The sequence below is a fragment of the Asaia platycodi JCM 25414 genome (assembly GCF_000614545.1).
GTDB classification, from domain to species: Bacteria; Pseudomonadota; Alphaproteobacteria; order Acetobacterales; family Acetobacteraceae; genus Asaia; species Asaia platycodi.
Genome location: NZ_BAKW01000001.1, coordinates 113,353 through 126,121, shown reverse-complemented (window position 1 = coordinate 126,121; position 12,769 = coordinate 113,353). Strand labels below are relative to the sequence as shown.

General features: G+C 57.4%; 10 protein-coding genes and 2 pseudogenes. 7 read left to right on the top strand and 5 right to left on the bottom strand.

The features are described from left to right. Window positions 1–307: 307 nt before the first annotated feature. The 6 genes and pseudogenes from JCM25414_RS25575 (at window position 308) to JCM25414_RS23935 (ending at window position 5,723) form a co-directional block, all read left to right on the top strand. A complete protein-coding gene (locus tag JCM25414_RS25575; protein WP_199897554.1) occupies window positions 308–1,747 on the top strand; it encodes a TonB-dependent siderophore receptor in 1,440 nt (479 codons plus the stop codon). Next, window positions 1,630–2,370, top strand: coding sequence for a TonB-dependent receptor (locus JCM25414_RS25570; RefSeq protein ID WP_369345960.1), 741 nt, complete (start codon window positions 1,630–1,632; stop codon window positions 2,368–2,370). Before JCM25414_RS25575 ends, JCM25414_RS25570 begins: the two co-directional genes overlap by 118 nt. Then, a complete protein-coding gene (locus JCM25414_RS00580; protein ID WP_025840387.1) occupies window positions 2,370–3,134 on the top strand; it encodes a hypothetical protein in 765 nt (254 codons plus the stop codon). Before JCM25414_RS25570 ends, JCM25414_RS00580 begins: the two co-directional genes overlap by 1 nt. A 302-nt stretch (window positions 3,135–3,436) precedes the next feature. Further along, window positions 3,437–3,760 carry a hypothetical protein gene (locus tag JCM25414_RS00575; RefSeq protein ID WP_025840386.1) on the top strand — a complete coding sequence of 108 codons (324 nt, stop codon included), beginning with the start codon at window positions 3,437–3,439 and terminating at the stop codon, window positions 3,758–3,760. A gap of 11 nt (window positions 3,761–3,771) precedes the next feature. Then, window positions 3,772–3,966, top strand: a pseudogene (locus tag JCM25414_RS23940) (TonB-dependent receptor plug domain-containing protein); the annotation flags it as partial. 839 nt (window positions 3,967–4,805) lie between these two features. Next, window positions 4,806–5,723: a TonB-dependent receptor gene (locus JCM25414_RS23935; RefSeq protein WP_081775721.1), complete on the top strand. Its 918-nt coding sequence runs from the start codon at window positions 4,806–4,808 to the stop codon at window positions 5,721–5,723. Here JCM25414_RS23935 and JCM25414_RS00565 read toward each other — a convergent pair. From JCM25414_RS00565 to JCM25414_RS22115, 5 genes are all read right to left on the bottom strand, one after another. Continuing rightward, a complete protein-coding gene (locus tag JCM25414_RS00565) occupies window positions 5,713–7,104 on the bottom strand; it encodes a sensor histidine kinase (protein ID WP_035442428.1) in 1,392 nt (463 codons plus the stop codon). The two genes, JCM25414_RS23935 and JCM25414_RS00565, sit on opposite strands and share 11 nt — an antisense overlap. Continuing rightward, window positions 7,097–7,819, bottom strand: a complete 723-nt coding sequence (locus tag JCM25414_RS00560; protein ID WP_025840384.1) for a response regulator transcription factor — start codon at window positions 7,817–7,819, stop codon at window positions 7,097–7,099. Before JCM25414_RS00560 ends, JCM25414_RS00565 begins: the two co-directional genes overlap by 8 nt. A gap of 155 nt (window positions 7,820–7,974) precedes the next feature. Then, entirely contained in the window at window positions 7,975–8,808 is an 834-nt protein-coding gene (locus JCM25414_RS00555) for an SDR family oxidoreductase (RefSeq protein ID WP_025840383.1), read from the bottom strand. Between the two features lie 205 nt (window positions 8,809–9,013). Then, on the bottom strand, window positions 9,014–9,478 hold the full coding sequence (locus tag JCM25414_RS00550) for a lipocalin-like domain-containing protein (RefSeq protein WP_242403194.1): 465 nt from the start codon (window positions 9,476–9,478) through the stop codon (window positions 9,014–9,016). Window positions 9,479–9,923: 445 nt separating this feature from the next. Then, a complete protein-coding gene (locus JCM25414_RS22115) occupies window positions 9,924–10,085 on the bottom strand; it encodes a DUF3309 family protein (protein WP_081775719.1) in 162 nt (53 codons plus the stop codon). Window positions 10,086–10,892: 807 nt separating this feature from the next. On the opposite strand from JCM25414_RS22115, the pseudogene JCM25414_RS15465 reads away from it, so the two are divergent. Beyond that, window positions 10,893–12,629: pseudogene (locus tag JCM25414_RS15465) on the top strand (glycoside hydrolase family 68 protein). Window positions 12,630–12,769 lie beyond the last annotated feature (140 nt).

The following is a 12,769-nucleotide window of genomic DNA, read 5'->3' as shown; positions in this document are numbered from 1 at the left end:
TCTCGGCACTTATTCATGTTTATGATAATCATTTGCATGTAGTGACACCGCAAATTGACGCATCGGCCTTCCCACAACCCTGCGCGCATGACGCGTGGAAGCCGCTACGCGTCGCATGCGGAGTGTCATGAGAAAATACTGTTTCCCCCTGTTGTGCCTGGGTGCAACGCCGTTTGCGGCGGTCGCTGCACCGCTCTCGCAAGAGTCTTCCGACGCGATAAAAGCCAGAACTGCGCATGCAGCTGCGGCTGTCCCTGCGGTTTCTGCTCCGCCAGTTGTTGCTCAGTCAAAACAGAAACCGAGTGAGTTGATCACTGTTACCGGGCGCGCGACACCGCCGCCTGAAATTACCGATACGCGCTATCAGCCGACGCCCGACGCCTCGACCCTGCGCACGACCACGTCGGTTCTGAATATCCCACAAGTGGTCAATATCGTGTCGCAGCAGGTCATCCGCGATCAGGAGCCGCGCAATCTGGACGATGCGCTGATCAATGTCAGCGGCATCACCCAGGGCAATACGCTGGCCGGGACGCAGGACACGATCATGAAGCGTGGCTTTGGCGGCAATCGCGACGGCTCGATCATGCATAACGGCATGCCGCTGGTTCAGGGGCGCGGCTTCAATGCAGCGGCGAACAGTGTCGAAGTGCTCAAGGGCCCGTCCTCCCTGCTTTACGGCATTATGGATCCGGGCGGGGTCATCAATATCGTCAGCAAGAAGCCGCGCCTTCAGGCCAGGACCATCGCCTCCGTCATGGGCTCGACCTATGGACGGGGCAAGAACGGTTTCGAAGGAATGCTCGATTCAACCGGGCCGATCGGCAAGGGCAAGCTTGCCTATCGTCTGGTGCTTGACCGCATCGCCGAAGATTACTGGCGCAATTTCGGCATGCATCAGGAGACGCTCATCGCGCCATCGATCGCCTGGCTCGGCAAAAAAACGCAGATTACCGCCTGGTATGAGTTCCGCGATTTCCTCTACCCCTTTGATCGCGGCACCGCGCTTGATCCGCGCACCGGGCGTCCGCTTGCTATTCCGGCAACGCGCCGTCTGGACGAGAACTTCAATCGCATGACCGGGCAGAGCCATCTGGGCCAGGTGTCGCTCGATCATCGCTTCGGCGCCGGTTGGTCGGCCCATGTCAATTTCAGCTATAATCAGGAAACCTATGACGCCAATCAGCTGCGCGTTACAGGCATCAATGTCACCAAAGGCACGTTGAGCCGCAGCAACGACGCCACCCATGGCGCGTTCAGCTCGGATACGTATGGCACGGCCTATCTCGATGGCCCGATCAGGATAGGCAATTTCAAACAGGCAATCCAGATCGGCATGGATGGCGAATACAGACTGATCTACCGCAAGGATCTGCTGCGTCAGTCCAGCAAATATACATTCAGTTATCTCAACCCGGTTTACGGACTCGAAAACCCCTCCTCTACCGTTTCGGCAAGCGATAGCGACCAGACCGATAATCTGCACGATTATTCCGGCTTCTTGCGCGACACGTTCAAACTTGGCGACCGCTGGGTCGTGGTCGGCGGTGTGCGCTATCTCAGCTATCGTCAGATTGCCGGGCGCGGGCGCCCTTCAAGGCCAATACCGATATCGGCGACGGTGCCTTTCTGCCTCAGGCAGGGCTGGTCTATCGCCTTGCGCCTGCGTGGTCGCTCTATGCCAGCTATACGCAGTCGCTCAAACCGGCCTCGACCATCGCACCGCTTTCGAGCGGGCTCGTATTGAGTTCCGGCTTTCAGCCGGAGAAGGGCCGTTCTTACGAGTTCGGCGCCAAAATGGCGCTGCATGATCGCCTGACCGGTACACTTGCCTTCTACGACATCCACAAACGCAACGTGCTCGTTTCCCAATACAACACAACGACCAACCAGACAGATTACCGCACTGCGGGTGCTGCGCGCTCGCGCGGCATAGAACTCGATCTTGCGGGCAGGGTCACGAAGCGCCTGAGCATGATCGGCAGCTATGCCTATCTCGACGGCGCCACAACCAAGGACCCGCTTTATGCGGGCAAGCAGCTCTGGAATGCCGCTCGTCATACCGCCTCTCTCGGTCTGGCTTATGATCTCGGCTCGGTGTTTGGTGACGACAAGCTGCGCTTTGGCGGCGATGCGCACTACGTCGGGCGCCGTGCAGGCGACTCAGCCAACAGCTTTTTCCTGCCCGATTATGTCACTGGCGATCTGTTCGCTACCTATGACAGGGTGATTGCGCGGCACACTGTGAATTTCCAGTTCAACATCAAGAATATCTCAAATGCCGTCTATTATCCGTCAGGCGTGAACAGCTATTTCGTCTCTCTCGGTGAAGCGCGCCGCTTCTCCCTGCGCACCATGGTGGCCTTCTGATGAAAAACCGGGCTCTTTTCCCCCTCGCCAGCTGCCTTTTCCTGCTTGCAGCGCTCCCGGCAGCGCCCGCCTGTGCCGAAGCGACACACAGTATTGCCTATCTGTGCAAGACCGAGGGGCCCAACCGTGCCATCGACGATGCGGCCATGACCCATATCGCGAGCCTTGGCTTTACGGTCCATGCCGTGGACGAAGCAACGAACCCCGATGAGGTGAAAGACGATCTGGTCATTCTGTCTTCTACCGTTTCTGGCAAGAATGTCAGTCCCGCATGGCGGCAATCCGGCAAGCCTCTCCTGACATGGGAGAATGACAGCCTCGACGATCTCGCCATGACGGGCAAGCGCCACGACACCGATTTCGGCGAAGCCGAAAAGGAACGCTATCTCTGGCTGGTCAATGCCCCCCACCCCATGAGTGGCGGCCTGAAAGCAGGGCTAGTGAATGTCTATACGCGGCAAAGCCCCATGAGCTGGGGCAAGCCCGGCCTCGGTGCGACCCTGATTGCCACGATTTATGGCCAGCCGGAAAAGGCGGCCATTTTCGGCTATGAAAAAGGGGCGACGATGGATTATGAAACGCTCGCTCCGGCAAGACGCGTCATGCTTTTTCTGAATAATGCGACCTTTACCCTTCTCTCGCCGCAGGGGCTGTGCCTGTTCGACTCAGCTTTTCTGGACGAGTGGCCGACAGGGTCCCGCTTCGTCATGCCTCTCATCGACGCCGCACACGAATGCCCATCCCTAGGCATTCTCCTGTCGTAGCTGCCCGGTCTCCGGGACATGTCGACCGGGATCTGACACCGTAGCGTTCTGCGTTGCCTACCGGGAACGTCTGCGGCATGAAAACCATCTCTCGTGAGACGAAAGCCCTGAACCGGGGCGTTATATCGCCCGAAGAGAAAAATGGCCCTACCGTCAGAGCACTACATGATCCCGGATGGTCGGCAGAAATTCTGTCCTGCGGGACAGTTTAAATTAAGCTTTCCCAATCTTCCCCCTATTCGTTTGCCCTGCAAGAAAAAGACACATAGCAACTGCGACGCGTTCTCATTTCGAAGGTTGCCATGTCGTCTCTTCCTCACTCTTTCTCCCTCACGGCACGCTCTTTTGGCGCGCTTTGCCTGATCGGTACGGCGCTCTCTACGCCTGTTCGCGCGGCTACGGCTGAGATCGACGCAAAAACGAAACAGACGGCTACGCAACCGGCGAAGCAACCCCAAGGAACAGAACAAAAAGCGCGGGCAGCCAATTATGCCGCGGGCAAGGAAAAGGCTGGTCGTGAAGATCTGACGGTTATCGGTAAATCGCATCCCCTTCTCACCGGCTCTCACCCAATCGCAAATTCACCGCTTCTCTTCTCGACACGCCCCGCTCAGTTTCGGTGGTGACGAAAGAACAGATGAAGCTGGTCAATGCGACGTCTTTTGAAGACGCCATGCGTACCGTGCCAGGGGTCAGCTTTCGCGGCGGTGATGCCTATGCCATTCCGGGCGGGAATTATCCCGTCATTCGCGGCTTCGGCTCTTACAGCAACATGTTCATCGACGGGCTGCGCGACAGCGGAGTGAGCCAGCGCGAAGTTTTCGATGTTGAAGAAATGGAAGTGCTCAAAGGGCCGGGCTCGGTCTATGGCGGCCGCGGCGGTCTTGGCGGGCAGATCAACATCACCAGCAAGAAAGCCCAGCTCGGCAATCTGACATCCGGGCAGATTGGCTTCGGCACTGCCGCCTACAAGCGCGGCACGATCGATATCAACCGCCAGATCGGCTCGTCGACAGCGTTTCGTCTCAACGCCATGGGTGCCGATGGCGACACAGCGGGCCGCGCTCCGATTGGCGGTCACAAATGGGGGGTCTCCCCCTCGCTCGCCTTCGGTCTGGGCACCAAGACGCGCCTGACGCTTGGCTATTACCATCTCTATTCTTTCGATATGCCCGATTATTCGGCGCCTTACAGCAAGGTCACGCATGAGCCGCTGAAAATTCCCCGTAGCACGGTGCTCGGCCTGGAAGATCGCGATTTCGAGCGCAGCACAACCGATCTCGGTCAGATCATCCTTGAGCGCGACCTGTTCAAGGACTTCATGTTCAGGAACACGTTGCAATGGACCAGCACGCAATACGACTATATTGCTACCAATCCCCAATGGCAGAGTACGGCCGTCAATAATCAGACCATCCTGCTCGAAGCCAAATCGGGCAAGTTCCATACGGATAATTTCCAGGAACAGGCGATGGCCTCAGGCACCTTCGACACGGGGCTGATTCATCACGCGATCAATACAGGCATCGAAGTCTCGCGCGAGCGCCTGACGCGCAACGAATATTACGTGGTCGATTCAGGCGGCCATAATCTGCGTAATGGCGGCCCATGCACCATCGCCTATAACTGCATCTCGGCCACCAATCTAGGCAGCTGGAGCGCCCATAATTCCTGGCTTGGCTCCTATACGCTGGGCGAACCGGGTATTGCGCCGCTCAATACCAATGTCACCACAGGCTCGGCCTATGCGTTCGACACTATGAGCATGTTGCGCGATCATCTGCTGATCAATGGCGGCGTGCGTTTCGACCGCTTCATGACCTCTGCAGTTCAGGCAATGTCGGGCTCAGCAACAACCAGAGTTTCATCAACTATCAGGCGGGCGCGGTCTATAAGCCGATCAAACCCGTCAGCCTCTATTTCTCCTACGCCACCGCGTCCAATCCGGTCGGTGTCGATGCCGGCGCGGATGGACAGATCGCGCTCTCGACCGCGAATACAAAACTCAACCCTCAGAACGGCAAGAATATTGAAGTCGGTGCCAAGGCCGATCTGTTCAACGGGCGCTTTTCCATCACAGGCTCGCTTTTCGACGGCAAAATGACCAAGGCCCAGGTTTCGGACGGCTATGGCAACCAGATCAATGCTGGAACGCAGCGCGTCCGCGGGGCGGAGATCAACGTTGCAGGCAGCATCACGCCGAAATGGGAGATGTTTGGCGGCTGGACCTATCTCGACAGTACCGTCATCAATGGTGGACCGACCAAGGCCAATGTCGGCAAGCGCTTTCCTTATACGCCGGGCAATTCGATTGCTCTCTGGAGCACCTACAAGATCCTGCCGCGCGTCAAGGCAGGGGGCGGCCTGACCTATATGAGCAAGCGCTATACCAATGTGAACAACCAGACCTGGGTGCCTGGTTATGTCCGGCTCGATATGGTGGCGGATTATCAGATCACACGCACGCTCGATTTGCAGGCCAATCTGCAGAACCTGACCAACAAACGCTATTACGACCGTGTCTATGTGAATTATTCGCGTATCGCAGCCGGTCGCGCCGTTACCTTCCAACTGACCCTCAAGATGTAACGCTCAAGGGCAAATGAAGCGCGCAACGCAGGCCGGGAGCATTATCATCCAGTTCTATCCTGCCGCCATGGAGCTGGGCCACGGCACGCACAAGACTCAGGCCGATCCCGGTGCCGGGCACATGCCGACTGCTATCGAGGCGCAGCATCTTTTCGAAGACGCGCTCACGATCGTCCGGCGCAATGCCCGACCCCGTGTCATCGACGAAAATCACAGCCTCACCGCCTTCATGCACAGATGAAAGCGTAATGCTCGCACCCTCAGGGGCGTGAAGCATGGCGTTTTCCAGCAGGTTGGAGACCATCTGCGTCAGTAGCACCCTGTTACCCTGCACGACCAATGGTCGACCGGCGGCCACATGGCGCCAGATCTGACCGTTCTGCTCTATCGTCGGGCCATAGAGCGCGGCGAGCATGTACAGAACCTGCTCCAGATCGACCGGCTGAACATCCGGGATCTGCCGGTAGGCTTCAAGCTGCGCCAGTTTGAGCAGCGAGGCGAAAATCTCCAGAGCCTCATTGAGGCTGGCGCGAGCCTGATCGAGTGCTCCCGCGGCTTCCGGCGCTGTTACCGCTGCCTGCGCCACGTCGAGATGGCGCCCCAGATGCGCCAGAGGGCGGCGCATGTCATGAGCGATATCGTCCGTCACCTGCCTAACGCGTGCCAGAAGCACCTCGTTGCGGTCAAGCATCGCATTGAGGCTTGAGGACAGGTGATTGAATTCGTCATCCATCTCAGTCAGCGGAAGCCGACGCGAAAGATCGCCCTGCATGATCTCGCGGGCGGTATGGCTGATCAGGTCGATCCGTCGCAGCAATAGCCGGCTCATCGCGAAACCGCCCGCCACGCCGATGATGAGAAACCCGGTGGCACACCAGAGCAGCGTCATGAAAAAACCGTGGCGCAGGGTCTGGAGCGGTGTCCCGCCCATACCAACGAACAGATAGCCGCCATCATCAAGCACGGTGCCGTAGCCAAGCACAGGGCGGTAATCGGGAGGCGAAGTGCGATGGGTCCAGGAGAGCATACGCCACCCCGGGCGTGGCCGCAGATGGAACATGTTGCCCACCACCACAGCCTGTTTCGCATCCTGCAAAAGGTAATAGAACCCGGGCTCGCTCTGCACGAATTCGCGCATCACTGGCGCCAGATGCGGCACATCCTGATGTTTGGCGTCGGCCAGCGCCTCATTGCGCTCGTTCATGACCGTCTCACGCATCTGCCGCTCGAGCTGGCTGATACCGCGCGTCCCCGACCAGATGACTCCGGCCAGCCCACAAATCACGAGGCACCCGGCGAAGGATGCGATGATACGAAAGGATGAGCTTTTAAGAACCGAAAGCGGCCTTTGCGCCGGTTCGGCCTGTCGGGGTTCAGCCATGATCGCGCAGAACATAGCCCTGCCCCTTGACCGTATGGAGCAGCGCAGGCGCGTCGCGCCCCAAACGTTCACGCAGTCGACTGATATGAGTCTCGACGAGATTGGTGTGTACCGGAAAATCGATTCCCCACACCTGCTGCAACAGCATGGCACGGGAAATGACGATCAGCGGATACCGCATGAAGTACTCCAGAAGCCGCAATTCCTGTGACTGGATGTAGAGCTTCACACCGCGACGGAAGACCTCGCGCCCGACAAGATCCAGCTCAAGATCGGCAAAAACGAGCCTGGCCGTATTGAGCGGCTGTTCCGCCCGACGCAGCAGGGTCTCGATGCGCGCTTTGAGTTCGGGCAAGGCGAAGGGCTTGACGAGATAGTCATCGGCACCGCTGCGCAACCCCTCGACCCTGTCCCTCACACCATCCATGGTGGTGAGAAACAGAACCGGACAATCAATCCCCGAGAGCCTGATCTCTTTCAGAATGGAAAGACCGTCAATTCCGGGTAGGCGTCGATCGAGAACGATACAATCCCACCCGCCCTCAAGCGCCAGCGCCTTGCCTGCAAGCCCCTCTTCAGCACAGGTTACCTGCAACCCCCAGCCTGCCATCGCCTCGCTCGCATAAGCACAGAGTGCCCAGTCGTCCTCTGCAAAGAGGACACGCCTCGCAGAAAGGGCGCTTTCGGCGGTCGGTGCAGAGGGGGGCTGTGACAATGCTTCACTCTCTCGATAGCGACACGCCACCAGTCTGAAACACAACTCCATGAAGGCGGCGGCGCTATCCTAACGCCTATTCGAGCCCCACACCTAGCGGTCATGACGGGCAGCGATGAAGTGTTACCTCGCCGTTACCCTCCTTCACCTCGGGATCAGCCGGGAGATGGCAGCTTGCCCGCGCGCATCGCAGCGATGACCCCGCCATCGATCAGGAGGTCGCTGCCAGTAATGAACCCCGCATCCGGCCCCAGAAGAAAGCTGGCTGCTACGGCGATTTCATCCGGTGGCGCCATGCGCCCCGAGGGAGACGCGGCGACCATCGCATGATAGATATCACCCGTAGGAGATTCGAGTTCATGCGCCGCCAACGGTGTCACAACAATTCCCGGACTGATGGCATTCACGCGGGCACCGCGCGCCCCCCAGTGAACCGCCTCGGCCTGTACACGTAGGATATTGGCGCGCTTGGAAACCATATAGGCCACCAACGGGTTGGCAATAACGGCTTTTTGCAGACAGGGCAGCGCGAGAAGCGCATCTGCCGGTAACATGGCCAATTGACGCTCATCCTCTTCAGGCAGGGGGCGCATCATATGACCGGCCATGCTGGACACGATCAGACCGGAACCACCTCGCGCGATGACATGACGAAACACCTCGAACACGACCGCAGAACCGTACAGATCGATTTCAAGAATTGTCTCGACCGGAGCCATGTTGGGTGACACGCCAGCCGTATTGACCAGTTGCATGACCGGCCCCAAAGCAAGAGCCGCCTCGGCCAGAACATGAACCGACGAACGCGAGCCGACATCGACATGGCGCGTCTCGACCAAATAACTGGCAGCTCGCATGCTTTCCGCCGCCGCATTCAGCGTCTTCTCGTTATAATCGGCCAGAAGAACGGTCTTGCCGATCCCCTGACGTCGCGCGATCGCGTGGCCGATCCCTCCGGCGCCGATCACGACGATTACCTCTCTGGTCATGACAATATTCTCTCTGCGTTTTCAGATCGCGGGCTCAAAATGCCCGTGCGACTAGTTTACGAGAGGTCATTCAGTTGCATTAGAGAGATAATCGAGAATGAGCTCATATCTCATTATCATGAATCGGCTATGGCTCGGGACGGCACGCGCGCTTTCAGCTCGTTGCGCGGTCAAAGCACTTAGAGCCACCAGGATGGGACATGCCTCAGGCAACAATCCTGCGAAAACGGATAAGGCTGCGGGTCAATTTCTCAGGCGCCCAGTTGGGCATATGACGCCAGGGGGTTGTGACATTGGCGATATTGTCGGTGAGAGAAACGAAACGCTTCTGCTCTGATCCTACCCATTCTGGCACCCAGGCCGTTTCAATCTGGGTAATCCAGGCATTTCCCTCGATACGAAAGCGCCCGATATAGGAAACAAGTGTCTGGAGCAGAGCCGCGCGATCAGCATCATTGCGGGCAGGCGTTCTGCCCTCGCCCTCGAGGTTGAAAGCCACCCAGCCATCCGCAGTGAAGATGACGCGGCCACGTGGGGCCTCACCCATCGCCGGGACAAGACAGGCCGTATCACGTTCCTCAACGCTGTAGGCGATAAGCTCCCATGTGCCGATGAGAGCCTGACGCAGCGAGTCCCCCGTCACCTCTTTGATCGACGGTTTTGTCGCCATTGTCTCACCTGTCATCCGATATGCCCCGCTCAATGATCGCCATTACTTGTCATGCCATGTGTTCTAACCCTGTTTTCATAAAATTCGACGTCTATCCTGTTCAACACAAGATCACGCGAATTCCTGAATCGGGGGGCAGAACAAAGCAGAAGACGGCGCGGGGCGCCAGTGTCGGAGAGGCAGATCTGCCATGTTGGTGAAGCTTACGCCGATATCAGCCGATTTCACCAGCCTTAGAAGGGATGGTTCAGAAAGGGGCTGATAAGGCAGACATCGTCCGGGCAGGTGGAGCGATCAAGGGTTGGCGCTACACGCGCAAACTGGGTCGGAATGGTTCCCGACCCGGCTCAGCCCCAAGCCTTCCCATCGCGCGGTGGAGAGCAAGGAAAGGACAGAGGAGGCCGGGTCACTGGCTAGAGAAACGGTCCGATGAAACCCTGGACGATTACAGCCTGCCCATCAGGATCAAAATTACCAGGACCAGCACGATCAGCCCTACACCGCCGCCAGCGCCATAGCCGGTCCAGGCTGTTCCATACCACCCACCGTACCCACCAAAAGTGCCGAGCAGCAGGAGTACGATGATAATGAGAACGATGATATTCATGGTGGGCTTCCCCCAGCGGCAGTCATGATTGTCCCGCCGTGAGCCCTACACGTTTCAGAAGGGCTCAGGTTCGCCGTCATGGCGACCCGGAGCTCATATTTTAGGTTACTATGCATTTTATGCCACAGCCGTTACAATATGCCGAGCGCGAGCGCCGCCCAAACAGAGCATTCTTCAAAAACGCAGTCATGCGCATCCGCAACGCCGCTGAAATCGCGCCGTGTTTCTGGAGCAAGCGTGTCGCCAGTCGTCATATAATACGAACGTCGTGCTGCTTTCACCTTCGTTGCAGCATGCTCTCGTCGCGCTTTTCAAGCCGGGAAATTTCCATTCCCCACCCGCCAAGCGCGCATTCAGGCGGATAACGCGTCCTCCTGCGGCCGAACGATTTCGCCAAATAAATAAATCAAAAACGATATATTTATTTAGAGACAACAGGAAACTTATCGATGCAGAGACAAAATATCAAAAGACACATGTAGAATTTCTCAGATATATATGAATTTTCATTTATTATTTATAAAAAATCCTACATAAATATACCATATTTATACAAAAATAATTTTTATAGCTGTACTATATTTAATAAGTAACGAATTTCCCGAATTACGCTTTTTATCATCTAAAATGGTCAGCTTTCTGCCATTAAACTGTCGTTAAACTGAGATTGACTCTCATAACAGATTCGTGATCAAGTCCTCGAGCGATGAACGGCCGGGACCATTGGTCATCGATAAAAAATCTCCCTTCCCTCATTGCGACTTCGCAGAACGCCTGCGCCGGACAATCTCACATTTCGAGGGCGATATGACGAACAAATCCAGAATGAGATCACTGCTCACCCTGTTGCTCGCCGGTTCCACGGTCGCAACATTCGCGGGCCAGGCGGCCCACGCGCAGATCAGCGGATGCCTTGCGTGAGGCATTTCGCGTGGCACCGCACCCCGGCATGATGCCTCATGGTGGTCGTCTTTTCCCCGGCAGCTCGCTCAACGGCGTGCCCGGCTTTCCGCTTCCGACCGTTCATACGCAAAAAGCCTATGGCCCGCAGGACAACTTCACGGCCAAATGGACGCGTGCAGACGCGATGCAGATCAAGGCACATTCCGACACTTCAGTCGCCGCAGGCAAGAATTCCCTGCCGCAGCAGCTCGTCATGCCCGATGTCCCTGCCGATTTTCCGGCAACCAACCTGATGTGTGGGTCTGGGATACCTGGACGCTTATTGACAAGAAAGCCAACCAGTTCAGCTATAACGGCTGGGAAGTCATTTTCTGCCTGACCGCCGACAAGAATGCCGGTTATGGCTTTGATGATCGTCACACTCATGCCCGCATTGGCTATTTCTATCGGCGTGCAGGCGTTCCGGCGAACCGCCGCCCGACCAACGGCGGGTGGATCTATGGTGGCCATCTTATCCCCGAAGGCGCGCAGGAACAGGTTTTTGCGGGCACCGATTACACCATCACCGCCGAGTGGTCGGGCTCGATGCGCCTTCTCGACCCCACGAGCAACAAGGTCTCTCTGTTCTATACCGACATGGCCTTCAACCGGAATTCTGCCGGTCAGGACATCTCGCCGTCGCAGGCAGTGATCACCCAGAGCCTCGGCCAGATCCATGCCGATTTCAACCATGTCTGGTTCACCGGCTTCACGAAACATACACCGCTGCTACGTCCGGACGGCGTATTGTATCAAAACGGCGCGCAGAACCCGTATTACAACTTCCGCGACCCGTTCACCTTCGAAGACCCGAAGCATCCGGGCACGAACTACATGGTGTTCGAAGGCAATACGGCTGGCCAGCGCGGCACTGCGGATTGCTCCGCAGAAGATCTCGGATACCGCGCCAACGATCCTCATGCAGAAACAGTGCAGCAGGTACTCGCAACCGGCGCCTATTACCAGAAGGCCAATATCGGTCTCGCGATCGCCGAGGATTCCTCGCTGTCGAAATGGAAGTTCCTGCCACCGCTGGTTTCGGCCAACTGCGTGAACGACCAGACCGAGCGCCCACAGATGTATATCAAGGACGGCAAATACTACATCTTTACCATCAGCCATCGCACGACTTATGCGGCTGGCGTCGATGGGCCTGACGGCGTCTATGGTTTTGTCGGTAACGGCATCCGCAGCGATTTCCAGCCCATGAATTACGGCTCGGGCCTCATGCTCGGCAACCCGACCGACCTCAATGAGGCGGCTGGCACCGATTATGATGCCAATCCGAACCAGAACCCGCGTGCTTTCCAATCCTACTCGCATTACGTGATGCCGGACGGGCTTGTGGAATCCTTCATCGATACGGTTGAAGGGCGCCGCGGCGGGGCGCTGTCACCGACGGTAAAGGTGCGCCTGCGTGGCGATGCCTCGGCAGTGGATACGCGTTATGGCGATAACGGTCTTGGTGGCTATGGCGACATCTCGGCCAATCGCGCCGCGATCAATGTCGTCGGGTTCATTCAGGATATCCTCAGCCAGAAGGGGCAGCTCGGTCCGGATACGAACACACGTATGCGCTCCTTCCTCAACACGAGCCAGTAACCTCATACCCGGTCTGCGCGTTACGATGCGCAGACCACACTTCCCTCGACATGGCAGGTGATGATGCTACGGCTCGCTTCCGTTTTCCCCGGTCAAACACATCAGCCGACAAAGCCGTTCAAAAGATTGCTCTGCGGTTT